This is a genomic window from Ruegeria sp. YTSC003, assembly GCF_059609785.1.
In genome coordinates this window covers 236,996-263,935 of sequence record NZ_JBXWMK010000007.1, presented here as the reverse complement: position 1 = coordinate 263,935, position 26,940 = coordinate 236,996, and the positions used below count along the sequence as shown (strand labels likewise).

Annotated in this window: 28 protein-coding genes; 17 read left to right on the top strand and 11 right to left on the bottom strand. The window is 58.3% G+C overall.

Annotated elements, in window-relative coordinates:
- Positions 1-110 precede the first annotated feature (110 nt).
- Positions 111-1,310: a cytochrome-c peroxidase gene (locus AC2FFH_RS15125; RefSeq protein ID WP_496844705.1), complete on the bottom strand. Its 1,200-nt coding sequence runs from the start codon at positions 1,308-1,310 to the stop codon at positions 111-113.
- A gap of 84 nt (positions 1,311-1,394) precedes the next feature.
- Between AC2FFH_RS15125 and AC2FFH_RS15120 the strand changes: the two genes are divergently transcribed.
- Positions 1,395-1,865 carry a tetratricopeptide repeat protein gene (locus AC2FFH_RS15120; RefSeq protein WP_496844704.1) on the top strand — a complete coding sequence of 157 codons (471 nt, stop codon included), beginning with the start codon at positions 1,395-1,397 and terminating at the stop codon, positions 1,863-1,865.
- A gap of 34 nt (positions 1,866-1,899) precedes the next feature.
- Here AC2FFH_RS15120 and AC2FFH_RS15115 read toward each other — a convergent pair whose 3' ends face one another.
- The 6 genes from AC2FFH_RS15115 to AC2FFH_RS15090 are packed head-to-tail and all read right to left on the bottom strand — an operon-like array spanning position 1,900 to position 7,475.
- Positions 1,900-2,961: a TRAP transporter substrate-binding protein gene (locus AC2FFH_RS15115; protein WP_058272641.1), complete on the bottom strand. Its 1,062-nt coding sequence runs from the start codon at positions 2,959-2,961 to the stop codon at positions 1,900-1,902.
- A gap of 24 nt (positions 2,962-2,985) precedes the next feature.
- Positions 2,986-4,275 carry a TRAP transporter large permease gene (locus AC2FFH_RS15110; protein ID WP_496768697.1) on the bottom strand — a complete coding sequence of 430 codons (1,290 nt, stop codon included), beginning with the start codon at positions 4,273-4,275 and terminating at the stop codon, positions 2,986-2,988.
- Positions 4,276-4,863, bottom strand: coding sequence for a TRAP transporter small permease (locus AC2FFH_RS15105; RefSeq protein WP_170563750.1), 588 nt, complete (start codon positions 4,861-4,863; stop codon positions 4,276-4,278).
- A 52-nt stretch (positions 4,864-4,915) separates the two neighbouring features.
- Positions 4,916-5,434, bottom strand: coding sequence for a flavin reductase family protein (locus AC2FFH_RS15100; RefSeq protein WP_496739315.1), 519 nt, complete (start codon positions 5,432-5,434; stop codon positions 4,916-4,918).
- Positions 5,431-6,321 carry an aldo/keto reductase gene (locus AC2FFH_RS15095; protein ID WP_496768694.1) on the bottom strand — a complete coding sequence of 297 codons (891 nt, stop codon included), beginning with the start codon at positions 6,319-6,321 and terminating at the stop codon, positions 5,431-5,433. Before AC2FFH_RS15095 ends, AC2FFH_RS15100 begins: the two co-directional genes overlap by 4 nt.
- Complete coding sequence (locus AC2FFH_RS15090; protein WP_496779480.1) at positions 6,321-7,475, bottom strand: LLM class flavin-dependent oxidoreductase; 1,155 nt, start codon at positions 7,473-7,475, stop codon at positions 6,321-6,323. The genes AC2FFH_RS15095 and AC2FFH_RS15090 overlap by 1 nt, the downstream gene beginning before the upstream one ends.
- Positions 7,476-7,581: 106 nt before the next feature.
- Between AC2FFH_RS15090 and AC2FFH_RS15085 the strand changes: the two genes are divergently transcribed.
- From AC2FFH_RS15085 to AC2FFH_RS15065, 5 genes are all read left to right on the top strand, one after another.
- On the top strand, positions 7,582-8,292 hold the full coding sequence (locus AC2FFH_RS15085; RefSeq protein WP_496768690.1) for a GntR family transcriptional regulator: 711 nt from the start codon (positions 7,582-7,584) through the stop codon (positions 8,290-8,292).
- Between the two features lie 12 nt (positions 8,293-8,304).
- Complete coding sequence (locus AC2FFH_RS15080) at positions 8,305-9,402, top strand: Gfo/Idh/MocA family protein (protein WP_496844702.1); 1,098 nt, start codon at positions 8,305-8,307, stop codon at positions 9,400-9,402.
- A 159-nt stretch (positions 9,403-9,561) separates the two neighbouring features.
- Positions 9,562-10,716 carry a phosphoserine transaminase gene (locus tag AC2FFH_RS15075; protein WP_496844701.1) on the top strand — a complete coding sequence of 385 codons (1,155 nt, stop codon included), beginning with the start codon at positions 9,562-9,564 and terminating at the stop codon, positions 10,714-10,716.
- 58 nt (positions 10,717-10,774) lie between these two features.
- On the top strand, positions 10,775-12,370 hold the full coding sequence (serA, locus tag AC2FFH_RS15070) for a phosphoglycerate dehydrogenase (protein ID WP_496726497.1): 1,596 nt from the start codon (positions 10,775-10,777) through the stop codon (positions 12,368-12,370).
- 118 nt (positions 12,371-12,488) lie between these two features.
- Positions 12,489-13,226 (top strand): metallophosphoesterase family protein, encoded by a 738-nt coding sequence (locus tag AC2FFH_RS15065; protein WP_496844700.1) that lies wholly within the window; start codon positions 12,489-12,491, stop codon positions 13,224-13,226.
- Here the strand turns inward: AC2FFH_RS15065 and AC2FFH_RS15060 are convergent.
- The 3 genes from AC2FFH_RS15060 to AC2FFH_RS15050 all read right to left on the bottom strand — a co-directional run bounded on the left by AC2FFH_RS15060 (position 13,213) and on the right by AC2FFH_RS15050 (position 16,902).
- Positions 13,213-14,730 (bottom strand): malonate--CoA ligase, encoded by a 1,518-nt coding sequence (locus AC2FFH_RS15060; RefSeq protein ID WP_496844699.1) that lies wholly within the window; start codon positions 14,728-14,730, stop codon positions 13,213-13,215. The genes AC2FFH_RS15065 and AC2FFH_RS15060 overlap by 14 nt on opposite strands.
- Positions 14,731-14,812: 82 nt before the next feature.
- Positions 14,813-15,517, bottom strand: coding sequence for a histidine utilization transcriptional repressor HutC (hutC, locus tag AC2FFH_RS15055; protein WP_496768679.1), 705 nt, complete (start codon positions 15,515-15,517; stop codon positions 14,813-14,815).
- A 29-nt stretch (positions 15,518-15,546) separates the two neighbouring features.
- Positions 15,547-16,902, bottom strand: coding sequence for a formimidoylglutamate deiminase (locus AC2FFH_RS15050; protein WP_496844697.1), 1,356 nt, complete (start codon positions 16,900-16,902; stop codon positions 15,547-15,549).
- Between the two features lie 81 nt (positions 16,903-16,983).
- On the opposite strand from AC2FFH_RS15050, the gene hutI reads away from it, so the two are divergent.
- From hutI to AC2FFH_RS15010, 8 genes are all read left to right on the top strand, one after another.
- Complete coding sequence (gene hutI, locus AC2FFH_RS15045; protein ID WP_496844696.1) at positions 16,984-18,189, top strand: imidazolonepropionase; 1,206 nt, start codon at positions 16,984-16,986, stop codon at positions 18,187-18,189.
- Positions 18,189-19,724 carry a histidine ammonia-lyase gene (gene hutH / locus AC2FFH_RS15040; RefSeq protein WP_496844695.1) on the top strand — a complete coding sequence of 512 codons (1,536 nt, stop codon included), beginning with the start codon at positions 18,189-18,191 and terminating at the stop codon, positions 19,722-19,724. The genes hutI and hutH overlap by 1 nt, the downstream gene beginning before the upstream one ends.
- A complete protein-coding gene (hutG, locus tag AC2FFH_RS15035; RefSeq protein WP_496844694.1) occupies positions 19,724-20,542 on the top strand; it encodes an N-formylglutamate deformylase in 819 nt (272 codons plus the stop codon). The genes hutH and hutG overlap by 1 nt, the downstream gene beginning before the upstream one ends.
- Complete coding sequence (gene hutU, locus AC2FFH_RS15030) at positions 20,539-22,221, top strand: urocanate hydratase (protein ID WP_496706463.1); 1,683 nt, start codon at positions 20,539-20,541, stop codon at positions 22,219-22,221. The genes hutG and hutU overlap by 4 nt, the downstream gene beginning before the upstream one ends.
- 68 nt (positions 22,222-22,289) lie before the next feature.
- On the top strand, positions 22,290-23,168 hold the full coding sequence (gene serB / locus AC2FFH_RS15025) for a phosphoserine phosphatase SerB (protein WP_496768664.1): 879 nt from the start codon (positions 22,290-22,292) through the stop codon (positions 23,166-23,168).
- A 40-nt stretch (positions 23,169-23,208) separates the two neighbouring features.
- The gene (locus AC2FFH_RS15020) at positions 23,209-23,538 is read left to right on the top strand and encodes an ArsR/SmtB family transcription factor (protein WP_282120371.1); all 330 of its coding nucleotides are present in this window, start codon (positions 23,209-23,211) and stop codon (positions 23,536-23,538) included.
- Positions 23,526-23,954 carry an SRPBCC family protein gene (locus AC2FFH_RS15015; protein ID WP_282120370.1) on the top strand — a complete coding sequence of 143 codons (429 nt, stop codon included), beginning with the start codon at positions 23,526-23,528 and terminating at the stop codon, positions 23,952-23,954. The genes AC2FFH_RS15020 and AC2FFH_RS15015 overlap by 13 nt, the downstream gene beginning before the upstream one ends.
- Before the next feature lie 23 nt (positions 23,955-23,977).
- A complete protein-coding gene (locus tag AC2FFH_RS15010) occupies positions 23,978-24,298 on the top strand; it encodes a YciI family protein (RefSeq protein ID WP_496768661.1) in 321 nt (106 codons plus the stop codon).
- Positions 24,299-24,300: 2 nt separating this feature from the next.
- On the opposite strand, the gene AC2FFH_RS15005 is transcribed toward AC2FFH_RS15010, so the two are convergent.
- Entirely contained in the window at positions 24,301-25,299 is a 999-nt protein-coding gene (locus AC2FFH_RS15005; RefSeq protein ID WP_496844692.1) for an asparaginase, read from the bottom strand.
- A gap of 178 nt (positions 25,300-25,477) precedes the next feature.
- On the opposite strand from AC2FFH_RS15005, the gene AC2FFH_RS15000 reads away from it, so the two are divergent.
- The 3 genes from AC2FFH_RS15000 (at position 25,478) to AC2FFH_RS14990 (ending at position 26,877) form a co-directional block, all read left to right on the top strand.
- The gene (locus AC2FFH_RS15000; protein ID WP_058272619.1) at positions 25,478-26,011 is read left to right on the top strand and encodes an invasion associated locus B family protein; all 534 of its coding nucleotides are present in this window, start codon (positions 25,478-25,480) and stop codon (positions 26,009-26,011) included.
- Between the two features lie 173 nt (positions 26,012-26,184).
- Positions 26,185-26,352, top strand: a complete 168-nt coding sequence (locus tag AC2FFH_RS14995; protein WP_186437396.1) for a hypothetical protein — start codon at positions 26,185-26,187, stop codon at positions 26,350-26,352.
- A gap of 147 nt (positions 26,353-26,499) precedes the next feature.
- Positions 26,500-26,877 (top strand): lysozyme inhibitor LprI family protein, encoded by a 378-nt coding sequence (locus AC2FFH_RS14990; protein ID WP_496735532.1) that lies wholly within the window; start codon positions 26,500-26,502, stop codon positions 26,875-26,877.
- The last annotated feature ends 63 nt before the right edge of the window (positions 26,878-26,940 follow it).

Genomic DNA, 26,940 nt, shown 5'->3' with positions numbered 1-26,940 from the left:
CGACAACGCATATGGCGACAGAAACCTAATCTGCACATGCCCCCCAATGGACGCATACGAAGAAGCCGCTGAGTAAATTTGGAGCCCCCGTTTCAAAGCGGGGGTTTATCCTAGGGTGTGAAGCCAACGGGCACGCCAAATGGCGGTGTGTCCACGCTGGTACCGGTAAGGGCATGCAGAAATTCGACGAGGCTGTTGATCTCATCTTCAGACAATTCCAGCGGGGTAATGTCGATTTTGCTGCGTACACGCTGCATTTCAAATCGGTCGTGCCGTACAAGGAAATCTGCCTTTTGTAGCCATGGTACGTTGGGCAGTGCTGCCGTCTCGGGTGTCCAATTTGCGAAACTTGCTACAGGGTCCAAATGATGGCGGATCATGCTTTCGAGATCCGGGAAGGCTCCGTTGTGGCCGTAAGGTGCGGTCAGGGCCACGTTGCGCAGCATCGGAGTGCGGAAGCGATAGGCATCCTCTAGCCGGTCACTTTCGCCCATACGTCCAACGTCCCTGACATAAGGGTCCCACTGCCGGGTGCGGCCGGGACCAAAGGGCGGCAGGGCCAGAGCGTGAAACTCCTGATCGGACATCAGCGGGCCAGAATGGCAGGCCGAACAACGGGCTTTGCCGTAGAATAAATCCATCCCATTCACTTGTTCCGGCGACAGGGCATTGGTGTCCCCGGCTAAATATCGATCAAACGGGCTGTCAGTGCTGCGCCATTCAATGGCCATGAAGGCGGCCAACGCGTTGGCGATCTGTGTGATCGAGATGTCTTCGGTCGTTTCAACATCATCATACGCGGCCATGATGGCCGGGCCGTAACGAGGATCGGTACGGACGCGTTTGGCCAATATTGGCCAGCCTTTGTCGATCCGGTCATGCACGGCCCCAGTGACCTGGTTCTCGGCCACGTTACCCGCCATTTCGAACTGCGAAGTCAGCGGGAAAAGCGCCTGCGCGGCCAGCAGTGAATTCAGCCCCTCGGGCAACCATTCCTGTGCAGGCGAGTTGAAGCCATTGCCATAATCATCCGAAATACTCAGGCGGCCATCGTGGAACAGGGTGTGAATGTCCTTTGCCCCAAGATTCCAAAGGCCCGGAGAATTTCGGGGGATACGTTTTCGAATCTTGTCGGCTCCGGTGCCCGGAGTGCGGTCGGGTCCCAAGCCTTGACCGCCTTCGCCAATGCCCAGCGACAATCCATCGGACGTGCCGAAATTCGGGTGATGGCAATGGGCGCAGGTGATGTTCCGATTGCCGGACAGGATCGGATCGTAAAACAGTTGATGACCGATGGTGGCCTGTTCCATATCAAAGGGGATGAAATCATCATCGGTCAGCGGGCGCGGTAAGTCCTGCGCCGCCGCCGCACCGACGAAAAGGAAAGCAGCCCCATGCGCGAGTTTGTATTTGCCCTTTGCTGTCTTGCGACCCCGGCGCTGGCCGAACTGGAGCAGGCCCGTGATATGATGGAGGCCGGCGCGTTCGAGGCCGCGCGCGAGGAGCTTTGGCCAGCCGCCCGATCGGGCAATGCCGAGGCAGAGGAACTGATTGGCGTGATGTACGGCCTTGGGCTGGGCGTCGAGCAAGACTATGAAAGGGCGTTTGAATGGTATTTGCGCGCCTCGATGAAAGGGCATCCGGGGGCGCAGTCCGGCGTTGGCTGGTACTATGAGTTGGGCCTTGGCATGCCCGCGCCTGATTTGGTGCGGGCTTATATGTGGTACACACTCAGCGCCATTGGCGGCGATCCCGATGCGGCAATCAGCCTTGAGGAAGTAGTCAAGAAAATGTCGCCGGAGCAGATCGAAAAAGCGCATGTTCTGGTCAACGACTACAAAGGGTGGATGTACCCGTTTCGGTAAAAGGGCCGGGCCATAAGGCCCGACCCACAATCGATTAATTCAGGTCCGCATCGCGCGACGCATTGATCTCGCCTTCGGCGATGGACACGGCCTCGGTCAGCGCGGCAAAGATCTCATCCCCACGGGCCACGTTGGACTGGAACCACTCGTAAACCGGTGTTGCTGCGTCTTTGAACGCGGCTTTCTGTTCGGGAGTTGGAACGTACAGATCACCACCACCTGCGACGAAATCTTCATAGGCCTGGATCGACTTGCGCTTGGGCGATGCAAAGGTCGCTTGCTGCAGGGCATAGAACCCATCCACCACAACACGGCGCAGTTCTTCGGGCATCTCCTGGAACTTGGCATTATTCATCCACCACAGTGCACCCATGTAGGCGTGGCCGTCCAGCGTGACGTATTGCAGGCCCGCATCCGGGAACTTCATGCCCATGATGTCGGTGATGCCGTTCTTGGATCCCTCAACAACGCCAGTCTGGAAACTGGTGAACAGTTCCGGCCACGGGATCGGGGTGGGCGACGCGCCCAGAGCCTTGACCAGTTCCTGAGGCAGGTCGGCGACCACGGTGCGGATTTTCAGGCCTTCCATGTCGGCAGGTTCTGCGATCCGGCGTTGCGTGTTCGCGAAGTTCCGCCAGCCACCGGTATTGCCGATGGTCATCAGGCGGATCGCACCGCCGGAATCCTCCAGCGCCATCTCGCGCATTGTGCGGGTGAAATCACCAGATAGTACACGCTCGGCCACGCGGTCATCCGCCATCAGGTAGGGCAGGTCGAGAACCTGCACATATGGGAAGATGCCCGACGCGCCACCAGAGGTGGAGATGTAGATGTCGATTGTGCCATCAGCCACACCCTGCAGGCATTCGGCGCCATTCGAACAGAGTTGCGTACCAATGAACAGCTCCACCTCGATCGCGCCGTTTGAGGCCGCTTCGACATAGTTCTTGAAGACGATCAGGCCGTCATAATCTTCATCGTTTTCATTAGAGTTTGCAGTCGCGCGCAGCGTGTAGTCAGCTGCAGTTGCCGCGATGGCGGTTGCGGCAACCAGCGATGTCGCTAAGGCTGCTGTTTTGATAAATCTTCCGAGCATGCGTTTCCTCCCTGTGATACTCAGTCAGTTTGCAAATCCCGTTATGCGTGGGATCGTCATGGATAGTGCGGGGATATAGGTGATCAGAAAGATCACTATGATTTCGACGGCCAGGAATGGCAGGATTGCCTTGGCGATGGTTTCAACTTTTTCGCGCGACACGGCGGCGGCCACAAACAGGACCAACCCCATAGGCGGTGTCGCAAGGCCCACGGTCAGGTTGACGCTCATGATGATGGCAAAGTGGATCGGATCGACGCCAAGGCTGGTAAAGATCGGGGCCAGGATCGGGCCAAGGATGATGATCGCGGGACCTGCGTCCAGGAACATGCCGACGACAAACAGCAACAGGTTGATCAGGAACAGAAGGATCAGTGGGTTTTCCGAAAGGCTGAGGATCAACTCGGCCAGTTGTTCAGGCGCATGGCTGAGGCTGACCACGGTTTTGAAGGCCATCGCCGCGCCGACCAGCAACAAAACGACGGCCGAGGTCAGACCCGCATTGCTGAGAATTTCAGGCACCTCTTTCAGCGTCAGCGTGCGCAGGACAAAAAAGCCGATGAGGAACGCATAGCCGACGGCGACCGCCGCGGCCTCGGTTGGGGTGAAGATACCACCCAGAATACCGCCCAGAATGATGACAGGCGTCAGCAGGGGGAAGAACGCTTTAAGGCTGGCCTGTCGGCGCTCGCCCCACGTGTATTTCCGGCTGGCGACGGGAAAGTCGTACTTGTCAGCCATAACCTTGATCATCAGCATCAGGCCGACGCCGACCATCACGCCGGGCACGATGCCGGCCAGAAACAGAGCGGCAACGCTTTCACCCATGACATAGGCATAGATGATCATAATACCCGAGGGCGGGATGATCGGGCCGATCACCGAACTGGCCGCCGTGATCGCGGCGGCGAACTTGCGGGTATAGCCCTGTTTTTCCATCGCTGGGATCAGCATTGAACCCAGCGCCGACGTATCGGCCACGGCTGAGCCTGACAGCCCGGCAAACAGGATCGAACTCAGCACATTTACATGCGCCAGACCGCCCCGAAAATGGCCCATCAGGGCTTGGCTGAACTCAACCAGACGGATTGTGATGCCGCCGCGGTTCATCAACTCTCCGGCCAGCATGAAGAAGGGGATGGCCATCAGCGGAAAGCTGTCCATGCCGTTATAGACATTGCGATAGAGCAGCGTGATGTCGTTGGTCTGACCGTTCAGCCATAGCAGAATGCCGGGCGCGGCCAGCAAAGCGAAAAAGACCGGCAGGCCGATCAGCAGGAACACCAGAAATGTGGGTAGGAACCATATCAACATTTATTCGGCCCCCACGGGTGCATCGGCAATCTCTGGCAGCAGATGTCCGCCGCCCAACAGGGTTACGACGGCGCGCAAGATCAGCTCGATATTGACTGAGATCAGCAGGATGACGCCAACCAGCAGCGATGCCATCATCCAGCTGCGCGGGATGCGATACCACTCGTCAAATCCAAAGGACGTTGGCAGATACAGCGCCGCTGTCGCGAATTTGCCGCCAAACCCGGTCACCTCGGACCAACCGATATTGACGGCGACCAGCAGTACGGCCAGCGAAACCAAAAGAAGCAGGATATTCAGGGTTTGCCCGATCCCACGCGGCAACATCAGGGGCACCATGTCGATGGCGACGAACCCGCCACGCCGAAATGCCGTAGGGGCCATCAGGCCAGTCATCCATAACATACAGAACCGCGCAGCCTCATCCGGCCAGGGCAGCGCGTTGCCCAGAACGTATCTGAAAAACACCTGGATCAGGATCGCGATCACCATAAGCGCAATCGCAACGACTCCAACCGCGCGGCCCAATCGCAGCACGGTTTCATTCACAAACGCGATCGGCGCAAGCACCGACGTCAATCCGCCCATGCGGATCCTCCCTTTTCAGCCGCGGGTTTCCACCGCGACAGTTATTCCGCGCTTACTGGTGCGCGAATTGGCCGAGCTTTCCGGCGTAGAAGGTCAATGCGTCTCCTTCCGCCATACTGGCACGCAGGACCTTTCCAATAACGATAACGTGGTCGCCAGCGTCGTGATAAGCGTGTTGCTCACATTCGAAACGGGCCAGACAATCGGGCAGTAGCGGGGTTCCGTTTTCACAGCGCTCGTGGTCGATGTCCTGAAGTGCGAACGCGTCTTTCGAGCATCCAAAGCAAAGCTCGGCCTGTTCTGCTGAAAGGACGTGAACACTGAAATGCCGTGCTTCTTGGAAATAACGGAACCGGCGCGAGTTGCGATCGCCTGCCCACATGACAAGTGGTGGGTCCAGCGAAAGGGACGAGAAACTGTTGGCGGTGATGCAGACCGGCCCGTCTGTGCTGTCGCAGGTGACAACGGTGACACCGGTGGCAAAACGACCAAATGCGTCGCGCAAGGTTCGGGTATCGTCCCTGTGGGGAACGAATGTGCGGGTCATGTCCTTTGAGATTGCATTCATCATGGTACCTCATGCCCCAGTGCCGCCTCATACAGGCGGTACCAGCTCTCGCGATCCAGATTGATTTTCAGCGCGTCAGAGATGCGCTTGATCCGGTCCAGATTGTTGGTGCCCAAGACCGGAAGAATGCCTGCAGGGTGGGCCAGAAGAAACGCCACCGCCACGGCGGCGCGATCCACGCCGAATTCCTCGGCGACTTCGTCCGCTACAACCCCGACCGGAGGGTTTCCAGCCATCAGCAACCCGCCACCCAAGGGTGACCACGCCATCACAGGCTGGCCATGCTGCTGATGAAACGCCAGATCACCGTTGGTGAAGGGGCCGATTTCGCCCAGAGAAATCTCGATCTGGTTGGTCACCAATTGGGTTTTCATCGCCGATTGCAGCAAGTTCCAGTCCCAAGGGCGGAAATTGGACACGCCAACCGCGCCGACCTTGCCACTGGCGACAACTTCGTCCAGCGCGGCACCTGTTTCGTGATGATCCATGAATGGATCGGGGCGGTGAATCAGCAGCAGGTCGATATGATTGATGGCCATTTCGGACAGCGATGTCTCAACCGATTTCAGGATATGCGCGCGCGAGGTGTCATAGTATTTGCACTTGGCGTCCGCATACCGACCCATCGGCGCGACGATGTCACATTTGGTGACGATTTCCATCCGCTGGCGTAGGCCTGGATTTGCGCGTAAGGCGTTGCCCAGAACAGCCTCGGCCGCGTAGCCGCCATAGATATCGGCCTGATCGAAGGTGGTGATGCCCTGATCCAGACAGGCCTGAATCTTGGCTTCGACATGACCCGTCGAAGTGTCGTCGTCGTCGCCCAGTCGCCACATGCCATAGACAAGGCGGCTCATATCCAGCGAGTCAGATAGTTTCACACGTTGCATCAGCGACGAACTCCGTTGCCCAGCGGCGTGGCCGGGGTATTTGCAGGGACCCTTCCGTAGGCTTCGGGAAGGGAACAGGTTTTCAGATTAGGCATAACACGGCTGCCAAAATGGCGAGCTTCGTCCATGTGTGGGTATCCCGAGAAGATGAAGGCGCGGATGCCCATCTTTTGATATTCCTCGATCTTGGACATGACCTGATCGGTCGATCCGACAAGAGCGGCACCGCACCCGGATCGCGCGCGGCCAACGCCGGTCCAAAGGCCGGGTTCGACATAGCCATACTCATCCGCCAGATCGCGGTTCTTGGCCTGATGCGCGACGCCCAGTGATGTCGAATCCAAAGCACGCTCACGGATGGCGCGACCGTATTCGTCATCCAGTTTCGAGACGATGTAGTCGGCGTATTCCTGCGCTTCGACCTCGGTATCGCGGACGATCATGTGCACGCGCAGGCCGTAATCGAGTGTGCGGTTGTAGTTCTCGGCAACCGCGTGGACGGCTTTCATCCGTTCGGCCAGTTGATCCTTGGTTTCGGGCCACATCAGGTAGACGTCGCAATGCTCGCCACACAGATCCAGAGCGGATGGGGAATAACCACCGAAATACAGCAGTGGGCCACCTGTCTGATATGGCTTCGCCGGGTCGGTTGTGAGCCCTGAGAAGTTATAGACCTCACCGGCATGATTGATCTCGTCCTGTGTCCACGCCTGTTTCAGGATTTCCACCACTTCGCGCGAACGCTGATAGCGATAGGCGCTGTCGGCTTTCTCGCCGGGGAAATCGGACGAGATGATATTGACCGTTAGCCGTCCCTGCAGCATGTGATCCAGTGTCGCGATAGTGCGGGCCAGCATGATGGGTTGCATCTCGCCGCAACGCACAGCGGCCAACATGTTGATCTTGTCGGTGATCGGCGCGCAGCCGGCGACAAAGCTCAACGTGTCTTGCCCCACCTGATAGGACGACGGGCAGAGGATATTTCTGAACCCTTGCGCCTCGGCCTCTTTCACGATGCCCGAGCAGTGGTCCCAGCTGGATCGCAGATCACCGTCGGGCATTCCAAGAAACTGGTAGTCGTCCGAGCACAGCGCCGCAAACCACGAAACCTCGGCCGCATCCAGATCGGGTGAGGTGATGGGGACGATGGTCATCTGATTCGTTCTCCAAGCGACTGTGACTTTCCTCTTGCGTAGCAATCACATTGATGTAGATCAATGGTGTATCAATTTTTCCTGCGACCGAGTGAAGCGCCAAAAGATGTCGTCAGCCAACCGAAACCCGAACGCCCTGCCGGTTTATGTTCAGATTGCCGAGCTTTTGATCCGCGACATCGCTGCCGGTCGCCTGATCGATGGCGAGCGCTTGCCGCCCGAACGAGACCTTGCTGCGGAATTGAAAGTTTCAGTCGGTACTCTGCGAAAATCGCTCGCCGAGCTTGAGAAAAAGGGGATGCTGGAGCGTATTCAGGGTTCGGGCAATTATGTACGCGAGACCGGAACGCAGAACAGCGTCTATGCAATGTTTCGTTTGGAATTGCCCGAGGGTGGCGGGTTGCCGCGGGCGGATATCCTGTCAGTTGACCATCTGAACAAGCCCGCAGATTTGCCGCGATTTGGTTCGTCGGACATGGGCTCGCGGGTGCGCCGAATGCGCTACCTGAATGATACAATTATCGCGGTTGAAGAAATCTGGCTGGATGAGTCTGCTGGTTTGATTGATCGACAGCTGCTGTCTGACTCGCTTTATCGGTACTACCAGCACCAGTTGGGGTTCTGGATCACGCGTGCTGAAGACAGGGTTTCCCTCGGGACGTTGCCGGGTTGGACGCCGCCTGATTTCACCAGGCCAGCCGGAGATACGGTTGGCTACATCGAACGGTTCAGCTGGTCGGAAAAACCCGAACCGGTTGAGTTTTCAAAAACATGGTTCGACCCGGATCGAGCCACCTATGTCCAACGACTGAAGTAAAAGGAACTGCGCATGACCCGGACCATTCACTACGGGCTGATCGGATGCGGTATGATGGGGCAGGAACACCTGCACAATATTGCCCTGCTGGACGACACGCGCGTTTCAGCGATCTTTGAGCCTGACGCTGAGATGGCGAAGGCTGCTCAGGCGATTGCGCCTGACGCGATGATGGTGTCTTCGGTCGAAGAATTGCTTGCGGTCGACGATCTGGACTGCGTCGTCATCGTTAGCCCCAACCACCTGCATGTGGATCAGATCGAAGAGATTGCCCGGACGCGCCCGTTGCCGTTGTTGGTAGAGAAACCTCTTTTCACAGATCCGGTGGATGCGGTGCGGCTTGAGGCGCTGCAGCGTGATTATCCGCACCCGATCTGGGTTGCGATGGAATACCGCTATATGCCGCCCATTGCTGCGCTGATTGCAGAGGCTGAGGCCACGGGCGGCGTTAAGATGCTGTCGATCCGCGAGCATCGGTTTCCGTTTCTGGAAAAAGTCGGGAACTGGAACCGGTTCAACCGGAATACCGGCGGAACATTTGTCGAGAAGTGCTGCCATTTCTTCGACCTGATGCGTTTGATCCTGCAATCCGATCCGGTTCGCGTTACAGCCAGCGGCGGGCAGGCGGTTAACCATCTGGATGAGGACTACGAGGGCGAAACGCCCGATATCCTTGACCATGGCTATGTCATCGTGGACTTCGCCTCGGGCGCGCGTGCGATGCTAGAGCTGTGCATGTTTGCGGAAGGGTCCCGATATCAGGAGGAAATCTCGGCCGTTGGGCCGGACGCCAAGATCGAAGCGTTGGTGCCAGGGCCGGGGCGGTTCTGGCCGGAACATCTTGGCACGCCGCCGGTCCCGCAGATCATCGTCAGCCCACGTGCCCCAAAAGGTCCGGTCACCAAAGAGATCCCCGTCGATCCGCGCCTGTTGGCCGCCGGGGACCACAATGGTTCGACTTTCTACCAACATCAGGGGTTCTTAGCTGTGCTACGAGGCGAAAAGGCACAACCTGACGTGACTCTGAACGATGGCCTTTGGGCCGTGCGCATCGGTTTGGCAGCGCAACAGGCATTGGAAACCGGAGAAACAGTGCGCCTCTCGTCTTGATGCCGATAGGAAACCTGCGTTCCAGATACGCACATAATCGGGTGTCGTTTTTGGCACCCGATGCGTCTTTTCCGCTTGCTGAGCGTTTTGCGACGCAATAGCTCTGTCCGTGGGACACCCCTCCCCAACGAGGGGCGTGTATCTGGAAGGGTAATACACATGAGCACTGAACAACCGGCGACGCGGCCGGCCAATCCGCGTTTTTCCTCGGGCCCCTGCGCCAAACCCCCCACATTTGATCTGACCAAATTGGCCGATGCCGCGCTGGGCCGGTCGCACCGTGCCGCCGTCGGCAAGGACAAGCTGAAGGCGGCCATCGAAGGCACGCGCGAAGTGCTGGGCATTCCGGCAGACTACAAGATCGGTATCGTTCCCGCTTCGGACACTGGTGCGGTTGAGATGGCTCTGTGGTCGTTGCTGGGCGAACGCAAGGTTGAGATGCTGGCCTGGGAAAGCTTTGGCTCTGGCTGGGTGACCGACGTAGTCAAGCAGCTGAAGATCGACGCCGAGGTGAAGACGGCGGATTATGGTCAGCTCGTTGATCTGGCCTCGGTTGATTTTGCCAATGACGTTGTCTTTACATGGAACGGCACCACCTCGGGCGTCCGGGTTCCCAATGGCGACTGGATCGCGGATGATCGTCAGGGCCTGACGATCTGTGACGCAACCTCGGCCGCGTTTGCGATGGACCTACCGTGGGATAAGCTGGATGTGACTACGTTCAGCTGGCAAAAAGTGTTGGGTGGTGAAGCGGCGCACGGGATGTTGATCCTGAGCCCCCGCGCGGTGGAGCGGCTGGAGAGCTACACCCCCTCATGGCCGCTGCCCAAGATTTTCCGCCTGACCAAGGGCGGCAAGCTGATCGACGGTATCTTTACCGGTGCAACGATCAACACGCCCTCGATGTTGGCGGTTGAAGATTACCTTTTTGCGCTGGACTGGGCACGTTCGGTTGGTGGCCTGCAGGGCCTGATCGCCCGTGCGAATGCCAATGCCGGTGCGGTTCACGCGTTCTGCGACCAAAACGACTGGATCGCCAATCTGGCAGAGGATGCGGCGACACAGTCGAACACTTCGGTCTGCCTGAAGTTCACCGACACACGCATTCAGGACGGTGCGACATTCGCCAAAGCTGTGGCCAAGCGGCTTGAGGCTGAGAATATCGCATTGGATATCGGTGCCTACCGAGACGCACCCGCAGGCCTGCGCATCTGGTGCGGTGGCACGGTTGAAACCTCGGATATCGAGGCGATGTTGCCTTGGCTGACATGGGCCTTTGAGGCTGAGATCGCGGCGCAGACAGAAGCCGCCTGACCCTTTTTACCGGGCCGTTTCAGGCCCGGATTTTTCATGAAATTCAAGGACCTCAAACATGGCCCCCAAAGTACTCGTATCCGACAAACTCAGCGAAACCGCCGTGCAGATCTTCCGCGACCGCGGCATCGACGTGGATTTCATGCCCGACCTGGGCAAGGACAAGGACAAGCTGGCCGAGCTGATTGGCCAGTATGACGGTCTGGCTATCCGCTCGGCCACAAAGGTCACGCCGACGCTGCTGGAAAAAGCCGACAATCTGAAGGTCATCGGCCGCGCCGGTATCGGCACCGATAATGTCGATAAGGATGCGGCGTCGAAAAAGGGTGTGATCGTCATGAACACGCCGTTTGGCAACATGATCACCACCGCCGAACACGCAATTGCGATGATGTTCGCCGTTGCGCGCCAGATCCCCGAGGCCAGCACTTCGACGCATGCAGGCAAATGGGAAAAGTCCAAATTCATGGGCATCGAGCTGACCAACAAGACCCTCGGCGTAATTGGCGCGGGCAACATTGGCGGCATCGTCTGTGAACGCGCGCTGGGCCTGAAGATGAAAGTCGTCGCCTACGATCCCTATCTGGGCGAAGAGAAAGCCGCCAAGATGGGCGTCGAAAAGGTCGAGCTGGACGAATTGCTGGCCCGCGCCGATTTCATCACCCTGCACGTACCGCTGACAGACCAGACCCGTAATATCCTGAGCCGCGAAAACCTGGCCAAGACCAAGCCTGGCGTGCGCATCGTCAACTGCGCCCGTGGTGGTCTGGTCGACGAAGAGGCACTGGCCGAGATGCTGCAATCCGGGCATGTCGCAGGGGCCGCGTTTGATGTTTTCAAAGAAGAACCGGCAAAGGACAACCCGCTGTTCAACTTGCCGAACGTCGTCTGCACGCCACACCTTGGCGCTGCAACGACCGAGGCACAGGAAAATGTTGCCCTGCAGGTGGCTGAACAGATCTCGAACTATCTGCTGACTGGTGCGGTGGAAAACGCGCTGAACATGCCCAGCGTCACTGCAGAAGAAGCCAAGATCATGGGTCCATGGATTAAGCTGGCCGGTCACCTGGGCAGTTTCATTGGTCAGATGACCGATGAACCAGTTAAGGCAATCAACATCCTGTATGATGGCGTCGCGGCTGAGATGAACCTGGCTGCCCTGAACTGCGCCGTGGTTGCCGGGATCATGAAAAAGTTCAACCCGGAAGTGAACATGGTGTCGGCCCCGGTTGTAGCGAAAGAGCGCGGGATTCAGCTGTCGACCACCAATCAGGACAAGACCGGTGTCTTTGACGGCTACATCAAGGTGACTGTGGTAACCGACAAGCGCGAACGCTCAATCGGGGGTACGGTTTTCAGCGATGGCAAGCCGCGCTTTATCCAGATCAAAGGCATCAATATCGATGCCGAGGTCGGTGCCCACATGCTCTATACTACCAACGAAGACGTTCCGGGTATCATCGGTGCGCTGGGTCAGACCATGGGCGAGAACAACGTAAACATCGCTAACTTTACTCTGGGCCGTGCCGAGGCGGGCGGAGAAGCGATTGCGCTCCTTTATGTGGACGAGCCGGTTCCCGCCGAAGCGCGCGCGAAACTGGCGGAAACTGGGTTGTTCACTCAGATCAAGCCGCTGGAATTTGACGTGGCCTGAGTTTTGGCCCGAAGATTGTGACCATAGCGATGCCCGTGCAAAATTTGTGCGGGCATTGTCTTTTTTCTGCAACCGAGTTGTTGCACAAAGTGTCTGACATATTCCAAGAGGCAACGTTTTGAGCATCCCAATTTACGCGGTCGGCGATATCCATGGGCAACTGGGCATGCTGCAAAACGCGCTATCCCTTATCGAGGCGGATGGCGGGCCGGATGCGCGGGTTGTCTTTCTGGGGGACTACGTGGATCGTGGCCCGAACAGCCGCGAGGTGCTGGATCTGCTGATCGAAGGCCAACGCGCCGGGCGAAACTGGGTTATGGTCAAAGGCAACCACGACCGAATGATGGTCCGTTTCGTGCAGGATTGCGAGATTGCAGACAAGCAGTTGCCGATTACTTTGAACTGGCTGAATCCCCGGCTTGGTGGTCAGGAGACGCTGGCATCTTACGGTGTCGAGGTCACGGACAATGACCGGATCTTTCAGGTTCACGAACGGGCCTGCGCCGCTGTGCCGCCGGCACATCTAGACTTTATCAATGCTCTGCCGACCTATCACCAAGAGGGTGAGCTTTTGTTCGTTCACGCTGGCATCCGGCCCGGTGTCCCTTTGGCGCAGCAATCCGAGGATGATCTGGTTTGGATACGCCAGGAGTTCCTGCACGATGCACGTGCGTACCCCTGGCTGATTGTGCATGGGCATACTCCGGTGGACCGGGCCGAGCATTACGGAAATCGCGTCAATCTGGACGCAGGGGCAGGCTATAGTCGACCACTAGCCACAGCTGTGTTCGAAGGGCGTCAGTGCTGGTTGCTGACTGATGCCGGTCGAGTCCCGTTAGAGCCTAATCCGCGGTAAACATATCTTTGTAAAGCTCGCGCAAGGCGTTCTTTTGCACTTTCCCCATGGTGTTTCGGGGCAGTTCATTCAGCACAATCAGTTTGCTGGGATGTTTGAACCGCGCCAGTTGGTTCTGAACGCTGGCCATGATGGCATCAAGGTCAAGCGCTCGGCCCGGTTCTGCAACCAGAATACCCAGAACGGTTTCGCCGAAGTCAGCGTGTGGTACGCCAATCACGGCGCTTTCAAGCACGCCGGGCTGGCCATCCAGAACCAGCTCGACCTCCTTGGGGTAGATGTTGAACCCGCCCGAAATGATCAGGTCCTTGCAGCGACCCACGATGTGTACGTAACCATCCACGTCCACGCGTCCGAGATCACCGGTGATAAAGAACCCGTCTTCGCGCAATTCCGCAGCGGTTTTTTCGGGCATTTGCCAATAACCTTCGAAGACGTTTGGTCCGCGCACTTCGATCATTCCTATCTCGTCTTGCGGTAATGCCTCGCCGGTTTCAGGGTTGGTTACCTTTAGTTCGACACCCGGCAGCGGGAACCCGACAGTTCCTGCGCGACGTTCACCGTCATACGGGTTCGAGGTGTTCATATTGGTTTCCGTCATACCATAGCGTTCAAGGATGCGGTGTCCGGTTCGGTCTTCGAACCGTTCATGCGTTTCGGCCAGCAGCGGGGCTGAACCCGAGATGAACAGCCTCATGTGCTGCGCCAGATCACCGGTGAACCGATCATCCGCCAGCAATCGGGTATAGAAGGTCGGCACGCCCATTATCGAGGTCGCATTGGGCATCAGGCGCAGAATGTCATCCAGATCAAACTTCGGCAAAAAGATCATCGATCCGCCCGAGGCCAGAATAACGTTCGTCGCTACAAACAGCCCATGGGTATGAAAGATCGGCAAGGCGTGCAGCAGCACATCATCCTGCGTAAACCGCCATTCGTCCACCAGGGTCTCGGCGTTGGACAGCAGGTTGGCTTGAGTCAGCATCGCACCTTTGGAGCGCCCGGTCGTGCCAGACGTATATAGGAACGCGGCAAGATCATTCTCTGTCCGCTTAACCGGTCCGAAAGCAGGAAGCATGCCCAAAGCCCGCCGCATCAGACTGCCCGAGCCGTCAGCGTTGAGCGTCTCTAACCTTGCGTTTTGCGCCTCGGCGATGGGCGTCAGTTCCGCTTGTTTGGCGGCATCGCAAACCACCAGCGCAGCCCCACTGTTTTCGATGAAATAGCTAAGCTCGCCGGATGTGTAGGCCGTGTTCAACGGCAAAAAAATCAATCCGGTTTGGGCGCAAGCCGCGTAGAGCGCCAGCGCTTCTGGTGACTTTTCCACCTGAACAGCAACTCGGTCTCCGGGCTCAAGCTCGTACCCGTTCAACGCGTTTGCTATGCGCGACGCCATGTCCAGAAAGGCTGCATGGGTAATGGTTTGGCCGTCAGGCAGGTGAAGAAACGGCGTATCCTTGCCCGCATGGATACCAAACAACCGATCATAGAGCGGGTTACCCATCCCATACTTCCTTCTCGCAGGACCAGATTGCCCCGAATCTGGCGTGGATTAGAGGCACGGTAAAGCGGAAATCGTGGTCAACTCAGAACTGAGTGGTCATTCGGTACCCCGCGGCGAAGTACATCTTTGCAAAGGTGACAGGCTGGCCCTCAAGCCATGTGATCCGCTCGCCCGTAAACACCGGCTCACCTATGGGCAGGTCCAGGAACGCGGCCACCGATTCATCGGCGCGACTGGCCAGGAAGCTCAGCTCGACATTGGTGAAGGGAACGGTCTGTATAAGCCATTCATTCGGGCCTATTGAGGCGAAGTCCGCATTCACCACCTGCGGAACCGAGTCTATGACGATCCATCTGTCTTCGTACTGAAAAGGTGTGTTGCCGTTAAAGTGCATGCAGCGCACGTGCATCACGTGTTGGTCCGGTTTTAGCGCCAGTCTTGCGGACAGCCAATCGGGCGCTTGCCCGGCAACTGACGAGACCAGCGCGTAACGATAGACTCCGCCCAACGCCTCAACCTCGTCCCGCACTTTGGGGATCGTGAATCGGGCCTGCCTTTGCGGCGCGCTTAGAACCCGTGTACCGGCTTTGCGGCGACGCTCCAGAAATCCTTCGTCCGCCAGCTCTCGCATTGCGCGGTTCACGGTCGTTCTGGTGCACGAGAATTCGACGGCAAGATCCTGTTCGTTGGGCAGCAGCGTATCCGGCTGCCACTCACCAGACCGAATGCGCGCCAGTACGGTTTCCTTGATGTCCCTGTAGCTGGTGGTTTCGTTCGGTTGGGTCATGGTGCCTCTGGTTACCTGAATAGGTTCGTTTAGACGTCGGCCAATAGATCAGCAATCGCCGACCGGTACGAGGGAACGATCCGGTCCCGATCGATGTGGAGGCCTTGTTGCACCATGTGACGCCCCGCTGACCAAAGATCCGTCACCAACCCGTCCGGGGCTGCAAAGCACAGCCCGTCAAGCACCTGTTCGTCAGTCAGTGCGCAGATCGTGGGGTGAGATCGGTCGATCGCAACAAGGTCGGCCAGCTTGCCGACTGCGATTTCCCCGGCATTTCGTCCCAATGCCTGCGCGCCCCCTTGTGCGGCCCCTGTATACAACGCCTGACCGACTGAGCCTTCATTTTTGACCAAAACCGTCCGCGCATGGTCCCGCAGGCGTTGGGAATATTCCAAAGTCCGCAGTTCCTCAGGCAGAGAAATCCTCACGTTAGAGTCTGATCCCACGCCAAAGCGACCACCTTCTTCGACATAAACTGCACCGTTGAAAATACCGTCGCCTAAATTCGCCTCGGTAATCGGGCACAACCCGGCTACGGCGCCCGAGCGCGCAACGGCGCGCGTTTCGGCATCGGTCATATGAGTTGCGTGGATAAGGCACCACCGGTCATCGACGTCGACATGGTCCAGCAGCCACTCGACCGGCCGCTGTCCCAGCGCGGCCTCTACATCGGCCACTTCCTTTAGCTGTTCGGCGATGTGGATGTGGACGGGACCATCAGAAGTGGCATTCAGAAGCTCGCGCAAATCGTCAGGCGATGTTGCCCGCAGAGAATGCGGGGCGATACCGATCACAGAATCCGCATGCGGTAGGGCCAAACGGCATTCCTCGACCAGGTTCAGAAACTGATCCACAGAATTGCCAAAGCGCAGCTGACCGCCAGCCAAGGGTTGTTGTTCGACACCGCCGTAGGTGTAGAGAACCGGAAGGTGCGTCAGCCCGATTCCAGTTTGGGTGGCTGCGGCAAATATGCGCTGGCTCAGTTCCGACACGTGGTCGTAGCGCCCGCCGCCCGGCTGATGATGGACATAGTGAAACTCACCGACCGAGGAATATCCGGCCTCTTGCATCTCCAAATAGACCAAAGCGGCAATGGCCTCTACGTGATCCGGCGTCAATCTGTCCAGGAACCGGTACATCAAGGTGCGCCAGGTCCAAAAGCTCTCGCGCCCGGCGGCGCGCACTTCTGTCATACCGGCCATCGCGCGCTGAAAGGCGTGGCTGTGCAGGTTTCCCAAGGCTGGCAGCAAGACATCAACCTGTGTGTCTCCGGATCGCGCGGTCGCTTGTGTTTCCAGGCTTTGGATCTGACCGCGCGCGATTTCTACCCGCAAGTTACTGACCCAATGAGAGCCTAATAACGCCGTTTTTGCGTGGATGGTCATCGCATTTCCATTTTGTGTAGACTTTAAACTTTTATACGTATACGAAAAATCTAACGACAAAGGGAGCCCAAAAGAATCGATATGGCCAAAAAATCTGTCCTTTTGAGCACGCGGGTGGCGACCATGGACGATGGCGCCGAACGTTATGGGATGGTTCAGGACGCGGCACTTGCTGTTGATGGTGAGAATGTTGCCTGGATTGGACCACGGAATGCGCTGCCTGCTGACTATTCTGACTGGCCGACCGTGGACTATGGCGACCGGCTGATAACGCCGGCGCCAATCGACGCCCACACCCATGTCGTCTTTGGTGGCAACCGGGCGGTCGAGTTCGAAATGCGCCTGAATGGTGCCTCATATGAAGAGATTGCGCGCGCAGGTGGTGGAATTCTGTCGACGGTCACAGCGACTCGTTCGGCCAGCGAAGAGGCCCTGTTAGAGGATGCCCTGACCCGAGTGGACGCCCTGTTGGCCGAGGGCGTGTCGTGCATCGAGGTCAAATCGGGCTATGGCCTGGACACCGACACAGAGCTCAAGATGCTGCACGCCGCGCGCCGGATCGGCGAAGTGCGCCCGGTGCGAGTGAAAACAAGTTTTCTAGGAGCACATGCGGTACCGCCTGAGTTTCCGGGTCGCGCCGATGCCTACATTCGCGATGTGTGCATCCCGACTCTGCGTTTGGCGCATGAAGAGGGTCTGGTGGATGCCGTTGATGGCTTTTGCGAGGGGATCGCCTTTGATCCGTCTCAGATCGCTAAGGTCTTTGATGTGGCGAAAGAATTGAACCTTCCGGTCAAGTTGCATGCAGAGCAGCTTTCGAACCTCGGAGGGGCAGCCTTGGCGGCTTCGTACGGGGCGTTGTCGGCAGATCATATCGAATATCTGGACGAGGCTGGCGTGGCCGCCATGGCACAAGCCGGAACCGTGGGCGTGCTGCTGCCGGGGGCGTTCTATACGCTGCACGAAACGCAGGCGCCGCCGGTTGAACTGCTGCGCCAGTATGGGGTGCCGATTGCGCTGGCGACGGATTGCAACCCCGGCTCGTCCCCTCTGACGTCGCTTCTGCTGACCATGAATATGGCGTGCACCTTGTTCCGCTTGACGCCGGAAGAGGCATTGGCTGGCGTGACCCGCAATGCGGCGCAAGCCTTGGGCCTGACCGACACTGGCACAATAACTGAAGGCAAACGCGCAGACCTGACGGTATGGGACATCACGCACCCAGCCGAGCTGTCCTATCGGATCGGCTTCAACCCGCTGCACACCCGCATTTTCGGAGGTTTGTAATGAAGACGCTGTCGCTTGTGCCCGGACAGGTTACACTGTCGGATCTATCCGAAGTGTATTGGTCGCAGCCCGCAGTATCGCTGGATGACGGGTGCAAACCCAAGGTGGAAGCTGCAGCCAAACGCATTCTCGAAGCTGCGGCCGGGGAAGACCCGGTTTATGGCGTTAACACCGGGTTCGGAAAGCTGGCCAGCCACAAGATCGCGGCCAAGGATACTTCGACCCTTCAGCGCAACCTGATCCTTAGCCATTGCTGCGGCGTTGGTTCTGCCGTGCCTCGGCGTGTCACCCGGTTGATGATGACGCTAAAGCTGTTGTCTTTTGGACGCGGAGCATCGGGCGTGCGTTGGGAGCTGATCGACCTGTTGCAGCAGATGCTGGCCAAGGGCGTGACCCCGGTTATTCCCGCGCAGGGGTCGGTCGGGGCCTCGGGCGATCTCGCGCCCCTGGCGCATATGACAGCCGTAGTCATCGGCGCTGGGAAAGCCGAGGTTGACGGAACCATCCTGTCAGGCGGAGAAGCGCTAAAATCAGTTGGATTAGAGCCTATTCAACTCGGTCCGAAGGAAGGGCTTGCCTTTATCAACGGCACGCAATTCTCGACTGCATTCGCGCTGGCCGGTCTGTTCGAAGCCTGGCGTGCAGCGCAAAGCGCGCTGGTAATCTCGGCCCTGTCGACGGATGCGATCATGGGGTCGACTGCGCCCTTGCAGCCCGAAATCCATACCCTGCGTGGGCACCGCGGCCAGACCGAAGCCGCCAGCGCCATGCGGGCCACACTGGCCGGGTCCGAGATCCGCGAAAGCCACCGGGATGGCGACACGCGCGTTCAGGACCCTTATTGCATCCGCTGTCAGCCGCAGGTCACCGGCGCGGCCATGGACGTCATGCGCCAAGCGGCCACCACGCTTGAGATCGAGGCGAACGCGGCCACCGACAACCCGCTGGTTCTGACTGAGGCGGGTGCCATCGTTTCAGGTGGAAACTTTCATGCCGAACCGGTTGGCTTTGCCGCAGACATGATCGCGCTGGCTGTGTCCGAGGTCGGCGCGATTGCGCAGCGGCGCATTGCCTTGATGGTCGACCCGACGCTCAGCTTTGATCTGCCGCCGTTCCTGACACCTGATCCCGGGTTGAACTCGGGCCTGATGATTGCCGAAGTCACGACCGCCGCCTTGATGAGCGAGAACAAACACCTTGCCAATCCTTGCGTGACCGACAGCACACCGACCTCGGCCAACCAGGAGGATCACGTGTCGATGGCTGCACATGGTGCGCGGCGTCTGACGCGGATGGTCGAAAACCTGAACTACATTCTTGGTGTTGAGTTGCTTTGCGCCGCTCAGGGGGTGGAGTTCCGCGCACCGCTGGCAACCAGCGGACCATTGCAACGCGTCATGCACAGAGTACGGGCAGAGATACCAACACTGAACGAAGACCGCTATTTGGCACCCGATCTGGAAACATCCAAGTGCTTGGTGGCTGAGGGTGACATCCTTGGGGCAGTGGGTGCCCAGATGCCGGGGCTGTTCTGATGCAGGTGTTCAGCGTGCAGCGCGGGGACGGTCCCATTGTGCTGGGCCAGCCTCATGGCGGAACTTATGTGCCAGACGAAATAAAGGCCCGCCTGAATGACAACGGGCGCGGTTTGGCCGATACCGACTGGCACATAAACAGGCTCTATGAAGGAATATTGGACGATATCACGGTCGTGCAGTCGCATGTTCATCGCTATGTCATCGACGCCAATCGTGATCCATTCGGAGCCTCGCTATATCCCGGCCAGAATACCACCACCCTTGTGCCTCTGACCGACTTCGACGGGCAGCAGATCTGGAATGACGGGCAATCACCGTCCGAGGATGAGGTCGAAGGTCGACGGCGTAAATACCACGCGCCTTATCACGCTGCCCTGAAGGATGAACTGAACCGCGTGCGGGATCGGCACGGCGTGGCGATCCTGTTTGACTGCCACTCGATCCGGTCACTGATCCCGTTTTTGTTCGAAGGCGAATTGCCGGTGTTCAACACTGGAACCAATGATGGGCTGACGTGTGACACGGCCATTGAGCAAGCCGCGCACGACGTGGCGAGCAAGGCCCAAGGGTTCACTTCGGTCCTGAATGGCCGGTTTCGCGGGGGATGGACCACCCGCCACTATGGTCGCCCTTCTGATGGCATACACGCCATCCAGATGGAGATCGCGCAGCGGGCTTACATGGACGAGACACCCCCGTGGACATGGCGCGAGGACCGCGCTGCGAAACTGCGCCCCCATTTAAAAACCATGCTGACCCGCCTCAACGATCTTGCCCTCTCGGGCGCATTGACCAGACAAGGAGCCCAGAAATGAGCGATCCGCGCAAAAACACCCGCGACATCTATCCACCGACCGGCCCCGAGTTGAACGCCAAAAGCTGGGTAACCGAGGCCCCGCTGCGGATGCTGATGAACAACCTGCACCCGGATGTTGCCGAGAACCCGCATGAGTTGGTGGTCTACGGTGGTATCGGTCGCGCGGCCCGCACGTGGGAAGATTTCGACACTATTGTTGCCGGTCTGAAGGATTTAGAGGAAGACGAAACGCTGATCGTTCAGTCGGGCAAGCCGGTCGCGATCATCCGCACGCATAAGGATTCGCCGCGGGTGCTGATCGCCAATTCCAACCTCGTTCCACATTGGGCGACCTGGGATCACTTCAACGAGCTCGATAAGAAGGGCCTGATGATGTACGGCCAGATGACCGCTGGCTCGTGGATTTATATCGGCACGCAGGGTATCGTTCAGGGCACCTATGAGACCTTTGCCGAGGCAGGGCGTCAGCACTACGACGGTGACCTGACAGGCAAGTGGATTCTGACCGGAGGTCTGGGTGGAATGGGCGGCGCGCAACCGCTGGCGGCCGTGTTCGCAGGCGCCTCATGTCTGGCTGTTGAGTGTAACCCGGACAGCATCGATTTCCGCCTACGGACCAAATACCTCGACGAAAAGGCCGAAACGCTGGACGAAGCGCTGGAGATGATTGACCGCTGGACCAAGGCTGGCGAAGCGAAGTCGGTTGGTCTGCTGGGCAATGCGGCAGAGGTTTTCCCCGAGATCTACGCCCGGATGCAGGCGGGCGGGATGCGTCCCGATATCGTCACCGACCAAACCAGCGCGCATGATCCGATCAACGGCTATCTGCCATTGGGTTGGACCATGGGCGAATGGCGCGAGAAGCGTGAAACAGACCCTAAAGCGGTGGAAAAAGCCGCTCGCGCTTCAATGAAGCAGCATGTCGCGGCGATGGTGGATTTCTGGAACGCGGACGTTCCAACGCTGGATTACGGCAATAACATCCGGCAGGTCGCGCAGGATGAGGGGCTGGAGAACGCCTTTGCCTTCCCCGGCTTTGTACCCGCCTATATCCGCCCGCTGTTTTGCAAAGGCATCGGCCCGTTCCGCTGGTGTGCTCTGTCGGGCGACCCCGAGGACATCTACAAAACCGATGCCAAGATGAAGGAACTGTTCCCCGAGAATGAGCACCTGCATCGCTGGATCGACATGGCGCAAGAGCGGATCGCGTTTCAGGGTCTTCCTGCGCGTATCTGCTGGATTGGATTGGGTGACCGGCACCGCGCTGGGCTGGCGTTCAATGAGATGGTCGCCAATGGTGAGCTAAAGGCGCCGGTGGTGATCGGACGCGACCATTTGGACTCGGGGTCTGTGGCCAGCCCCAACCGCGAGACTGAGGCGATGCTGGATGGCTCGGATGCGGTCAGCGACTGGCCGTTGCTGAATGCGCTGATCAATACGGCGAGCGGGGCGACATGGGTGTCTCTGCATCACGGTGGTGGCGTCGGGATGGGCTTTAGCCAACATGCGGGTGTTGTGATTTGTGCCGATGGCACCGAAGATGCCGCGCGGCGGTTGGAAAGGGTTCTCTGGAACGACCCGGCCTCGGGCGTCTGGCGCCATGCGGATGCAGGGTACGACATTGCCAAGGATTGCGCGCGGGCCCATGGGCTGCGCCTGCCGGGTATTTTGGGCTAGTTCGAAACAGACTCTGGCGAAAATGCTGCACCTGCGATATTCGCAGGTGAGCTTGCCGGAGATCAAACATGTACGTTGCCACCCTGTTGACCAACCCCAACGCGCCGACGCTGGAGTTGTCGCTGGTCGAGTCATTGCGGAATGCATGGGGCGGCGACGAAATCGTGTGGCTCAGCCCGGATGAAACTGCAGAGTTTTCCCTGACCGAAATGCCGGGCAACCGGTGGGATGTCTGGGTGGACCTTCAGAAAATGGGCGTGGATATGGTTGTCCAACAGTCTGAGGGCCGCCGTAAGAAGATGCTGTTGGCCGATATGGACAGCACCATGATCCAACAGGAATGCATCGACGAACTTGCGGATGAGGCCGGCGTCGGCGAACGCGTCAAGGACATTACCGCACGTGCGATGAATGGCGAGTTGGACTTTGAAGGCGCGCTGACCGAGCGGGTTGGCCTGCTGAAAGGTCTGGATGAGGCGGTGATCGGCAAAGTACTGGACGAACGCATCACTCTGATGCCGGGCGGCAAGGAACTGGTCGCGACGATGCGCCAGAACGGAGGCTATGCCGCCTTGGTCTCGGGCGGGTTCACGGCGTTTACCGCGAAAGTGGCCGAGGTGCTGGGCTTTCATGAGAACCGCGCCAACACTCTGCTGGCCCAAGACGGAAAACTGACCGGGGATGTGGCGCGACCCATTCTGGGGCGACAAGCCAAGGTGGATGCCTTGGAGCAGATCACCGCGCGACTGGGCTTGCGTGAAGAAGACGTTATTGCCGTAGGCGACGGGGCCAACGATCTGGGGATGCTGCAACGCGCGGGAACAGGGGTGGCCCTGCATGCCAAGCCCACGGTTGCCGAGCAATGCGAGGTTCGGATCAACCATGGCGATCTGACGGCATTGCTGTACGTTCAGGGCTATAGCCGCTCGGAACTTGTGTCCGGTTAAAGGTCTTCCCTTTATTTAACGTACATGTTAAATAAAGGCTATGAACACTCTGATAAACGCTTTTTCTGCTTTGTCCGATTCCACTCGGTTTTCGATCGTTGAGCAACTGATGCAGGACGGAGAGTTGCCTGCCGGTGACCTGATCCAAGGGCGCGGAATGTCGGGCGCAGCGATTTCGCGCCATCTGAAAGTGCTGCGCGAGGCCGGATTGGTGCAACAGCGCGTCCACGGCACCCAGCGGATGTATTCTATCCAGCCCGACGGGCTGCGGGCGATTGCGGAATGGACGATCTCAAAACGTCAGTTCTGGGAAAACAGCCTCGATCGTCTGGGCGACCTGATTGAAAGGGAAAACTCATGGCCGACCTGAAACTGGAACGTGAATTCCCGACCACACCAGAAAACCTGTTTGCCTGGATCAGCGATGGGGCGAAACTGTTGCAGTGGTGGGGGCCCGAAGGGGTGCATGTGCCCGAGCATGACCTGAATTTCTCACGCACGGGGCCTTGGTATTCAATAATGAAGAATGCAGAAGGCCAGACATTCAAAGTGTCCGGTCATGTCACCCATGTTGATCCGCCCAATTCGGTTGGGTTCACTTGGGCCTGGCATGACGATCAGGACCAGCGCGGGCCGGAAAGTCACGTGACGTTTTCGGTCGTTGCGACCGAAAACGGGGCGCGGTTGGTTCTGGACCACCGCGAACTGGCAGATGCCGAGGCCGCAGCAAACCACAACATGGGCTGGACATCATCGCTGGCCAAGCTTGAGGCGCAGTTTGGATAAGTTTTCATTAGGGAGGAAATAAAATGCCACAATATTTGTTTGTCTATCACGGCGGAACTACACCAACCGACCCTGCCGAAGTCGAAGCAACTATGGCCGCCTGGGGCGCATGGTTTCAAGGCATGGGTGAGGCGCTGGACATACCCGGCAATCCGGTTGGTCAATCCTATACGGTCAGCAACGGAAGCGTCGTCGACAATGGCGGCGCAAACCCGGCATCCGGCTTTACGGTTGTAAAGGCCGAGAGCATTGATGCTGCGACCGAAATGGCCAAGGGCTGTCCCATGGTGGTCAACGGTTCAGGCTCGGTCGAGGTGGCCGAGGTGCATGAAATCGAAATGTAACCTTAGCCGGGGAACCCCGGCGCAGGCCTGATTACGCCGCATTCCAGCCCGCGACGGCTGTATTGCGTGGCATTCATGAATTTGCGGGTGGCCGGGTGATCGGCCTCCAGCACACCAAGGCCTACCAGAATCGCGGCGATTGCGCATTCGCTGGCGCGGGTGGTGCCATCAGTGATTTTCAGCGCAACACCCATTCGTTTTTCCGGGATGATGGCAATGAACACCGCCTCAGCCCCTGTTTTGATTGCAGCGCGGCCATCCATAGCGCGCATCAGTTCTGTACAGGCGCGGCTTTCGCCCGCCACCAGTTCGGGGTGCTTGATCATGGCCGCCGTAAGCTGTTGCGCTGCGTCGCTGGCACGGTCCGACCGGTCAGCGGCCGAGGCAAACCACGCCATCGAACGCGCCAGTCCCACCAGTGATGTCGCAAAGTTCGGGGCCGAACATCCATCGATTCCATAGGCAGGACTGGTTTCTCCAGTGGTATCTTCCAGCGCGGACAGGCAGGCTTGCTGTACGGGGTGGTCGATCTCAAGGTATTCCGGTCCCGCGCCCATGTGCAGTGCGACCGTCAGAAACCCGCAATGTTTGCCCGAGCAATTGTTGTGGATCTGGCAGGGCGTGTCATCGGCAATTATCAGCCCGTCGCGCGCGGCCATGTCTTGCGGTTCTTGCGGACCGCAGCGCAGATCGTGTTCGGTCAAGCCCAAGTGATCCAGCCAGGCAGTAACCCTGTCGGTATGGATATGTGCGCCGCTATGCGAGGCACAGGCGAGGGCCAGATGCTCGGAGTTCAGGCCATATTTGGCGGCTGCACCCGATGTGATCAGCGGCAGCCCCTGGATCATTTTTGCAGAAGACCGAGGGTAAATCACCGCGTCCGGATCGCCCCAACTGCGTACGATATGACCGCTGTCGTCGCAGATCACTGCGTGGCCCAGATGCAGGCTTTCCAACAAGGGGCCTCGCCATAGTTCTGTCATTGGTACCGGCTGCGTCATCTGGCCCCTCCATTATATGCGCAAAAATCTGCCAATCGCCCTTTCGCCTGTGGCGAAACCTGCGTTAGTGTGTGTATGTCGACAATCATCGGAATACGCAACTTACAGACGAACCGACAGAGTTCGTATGCGGTCTCGATGGGTATGAGGTATTAGGTCGAGCTAGGAGGCTGGACAGATGGGATTAAAACTCGTCCGCACAATTGCGGGTCTGTGCGTGGCAGGAATGGCCACAACCGCAATCGCTCAGCAGGCGACCAGCACCAATCGGGTTGCTGCGAAGACCGACTGGAGCGTTTTTGTGGAGAAAGATCCCACAGAGTGCTGGAGCGTATCCGCGCCCAAAGAGACTGTGAACACCAAAGGCGGACGCGTGGTTTCGGTGCGCCGCAGCGACATCCTGTTGTTCGTGTTCTACCGCCCGAATGCCGAAGTCAAAGGTCAGGTGACCTTTACCGGCGGCTATCCTTTCGCGGCAGGATCGACGGTCACCCTTGAGATTGACGGCACCGAGTTCGCTTTGATCACCGAAGGTGAATGGGCCTGGCCGGCAACCGAAGGCGAAGACCTGAAGGTCGTCGCAGCGATGAAGCGCGGCACCGAGGCCGTTCTGACCGCCCGGTCCGAGCGCGGAACCCAGACCAAAGACACGTTCTCGCTGTTGGGTTTCAGTGCTGCGATCGAAGACGCCGAAAAGCGCTGCACCCAATAAGCAAGGACAACAGGTTTACGCAGCCCCGTCATTTGGCGGGGCTTTTTCGTGGGCGATCATACGTGTGATCTGAAATTTACGCTACGTCCACCCCTCCCCAATTTGATCCGCATCAAGGCAAGCGATCCATTTTTCTGAACCAATTAGTTCAAATATATGGAAGGAGCTTATCCATGCTGAACAAACCTCTTGCTGCCGTGTTGGTGGTCGCCGCCGTATTTCTGAGCGCATGTGAAAAAAACAACGAAACCTATCCGGTTTCTGGCGAGCAATGCGGCCCGAAAGATCCCGTGCAAACTTTGGACGCGGATGATTGCGACATCCTGCCAGCAGGGATCTGATATGTTTACCTGATCTGATTCCTCGCAATCGCAATGCAGATAGTTCGGTCGCATCGGTTTGGCCTTTGCGGCCGACTTGCAATTGGGACTATGGCGCAACGCGTGCTACGGTGGCCTCATACAAGGATTCATATGTGGAAACGGATAATGCGTTACGTCTTGATTGCAGTGCTTTTCTCTTCGACCGCGTGGGCAGATCCCAGCCTGGAATGTTTCGACGCAGGTTCGCAGGTCGAAATCGGAGCCTGCGTTGGGGAGATGGAGAAACGCGTGAATATGGCTGTTGAGGCAAGCTATGGCTTCGCCATGCAGTCCGCAGTTGAGTTGGACGAGGTCACAGACCGTGTGGTCGCACAACCGGCACTTGAGGCGGCACAAGAGGCTTGGGGCAGGTATCGCGACGCGCAATGTGAAGCAGTGGGTGCTTCATACGGCGGCGGCTCTGGCACCGGTATCGCCATTGCATCCTGCCGCGTCGATCTGGGCCGGGCGCGCGCGGATGAATTGCTGCGCATGGCAAATTAAATGATACGAATTCTTTTGATCTTTGCGCGCGATCCTATATAGAGGCGCATCCCAAGCCCGAAT

Excerpts from the sequence above, each read along its gene's own strand:
- serB (WP_496768664.1), top strand. The coding sequence starts at position 22,290 with ATGTACGTTGCCACCCTGTTGACCAACCCCAACGCGCCGACGCTGGAG.
- AC2FFH_RS15120 (WP_496844704.1), top strand. The coding sequence starts at position 1,395 with ATGCGCGAGTTTGTATTTGCCCTTTGCTGTCTTGCGACCCCGGCGCTG.
- AC2FFH_RS14990 (WP_496735532.1), top strand. The coding sequence starts at position 26,500 with ATGCGTTACGTCTTGATTGCAGTGCTTTTCTCTTCGACCGCGTGGGCA.
- hutG (WP_496844694.1), top strand. The coding sequence starts at position 19,724 with ATGCAGGTGTTCAGCGTGCAGCGCGGGGACGGTCCCATTGTGCTGGGC.
- AC2FFH_RS15075 (WP_496844701.1), top strand. The coding sequence starts at position 9,562 with ATGAGCACTGAACAACCGGCGACGCGGCCGGCCAATCCGCGTTTTTCC.
- hutU (WP_496706463.1), top strand. The coding sequence starts at position 20,539 with ATGAGCGATCCGCGCAAAAACACCCGCGACATCTATCCACCGACCGGC.
- hutH (WP_496844695.1), top strand. The coding sequence starts at position 18,189 with ATGAAGACGCTGTCGCTTGTGCCCGGACAGGTTACACTGTCGGATCTA.
- AC2FFH_RS15050 (WP_496844697.1), bottom strand. The coding sequence starts at position 16,902 with ATGACCATCCACGCAAAAACGGCGTTATTAGGCTCTCATTGGGTCAGT.
- AC2FFH_RS15005 (WP_496844692.1), bottom strand. The coding sequence starts at position 25,299 with ATGACGCAGCCGGTACCAATGACAGAACTATGGCGAGGCCCCTTGTTG.
- AC2FFH_RS15095 (WP_496768694.1), bottom strand. The coding sequence starts at position 6,321 with ATGCAACGTGTGAAACTATCTGACTCGCTGGATATGAGCCGCCTTGTC.
- AC2FFH_RS15010 (WP_496768661.1), top strand. The coding sequence starts at position 23,978 with ATGCCACAATATTTGTTTGTCTATCACGGCGGAACTACACCAACCGAC.
- AC2FFH_RS15020 (WP_282120371.1), top strand. The coding sequence starts at position 23,209 with ATGAACACTCTGATAAACGCTTTTTCTGCTTTGTCCGATTCCACTCGG.
- hutI (WP_496844696.1), top strand. The coding sequence starts at position 16,984 with ATGGCCAAAAAATCTGTCCTTTTGAGCACGCGGGTGGCGACCATGGAC.
- AC2FFH_RS15090 (WP_496779480.1), bottom strand. The coding sequence starts at position 7,475 with ATGACCATCGTCCCCATCACCTCACCCGATCTGGATGCGGCCGAGGTT.
- AC2FFH_RS15105 (WP_170563750.1), bottom strand. The coding sequence starts at position 4,863 with ATGGGCGGATTGACGTCGGTGCTTGCGCCGATCGCGTTTGTGAATGAA.
- serA (WP_496726497.1), top strand. The coding sequence starts at position 10,775 with ATGGCCCCCAAAGTACTCGTATCCGACAAACTCAGCGAAACCGCCGTG.
- AC2FFH_RS15060 (WP_496844699.1), bottom strand. The coding sequence starts at position 14,730 with ATGGGTAACCCGCTCTATGATCGGTTGTTTGGTATCCATGCGGGCAAG.
- AC2FFH_RS14995 (WP_186437396.1), top strand. The coding sequence starts at position 26,185 with ATGCTGAACAAACCTCTTGCTGCCGTGTTGGTGGTCGCCGCCGTATTT.
- AC2FFH_RS15015 (WP_282120370.1), top strand. The coding sequence starts at position 23,526 with ATGGCCGACCTGAAACTGGAACGTGAATTCCCGACCACACCAGAAAAC.
- hutC (WP_496768679.1), bottom strand. The coding sequence starts at position 15,517 with ATGACCCAACCGAACGAAACCACCAGCTACAGGGACATCAAGGAAACC.
- AC2FFH_RS15080 (WP_496844702.1), top strand. The coding sequence starts at position 8,305 with ATGACCCGGACCATTCACTACGGGCTGATCGGATGCGGTATGATGGGG.
- AC2FFH_RS15100 (WP_496739315.1), bottom strand. The coding sequence starts at position 5,434 with ATGATGAATGCAATCTCAAAGGACATGACCCGCACATTCGTTCCCCAC.
- AC2FFH_RS15085 (WP_496768690.1), top strand. The coding sequence starts at position 7,582 with ATGTCGTCAGCCAACCGAAACCCGAACGCCCTGCCGGTTTATGTTCAG.
- AC2FFH_RS15000 (WP_058272619.1), top strand. The coding sequence starts at position 25,478 with ATGGGATTAAAACTCGTCCGCACAATTGCGGGTCTGTGCGTGGCAGGA.
- AC2FFH_RS15125 (WP_496844705.1), bottom strand. The coding sequence starts at position 1,310 with ATGGAACAGGCCACCATCGGTCATCAACTGTTTTACGATCCGATCCTG.
- AC2FFH_RS15115 (WP_058272641.1), bottom strand. The coding sequence starts at position 2,961 with ATGCTCGGAAGATTTATCAAAACAGCAGCCTTAGCGACATCGCTGGTT.
- AC2FFH_RS15110 (WP_496768697.1), bottom strand. The coding sequence starts at position 4,275 with ATGTTGATATGGTTCCTACCCACATTTCTGGTGTTCCTGCTGATCGGC.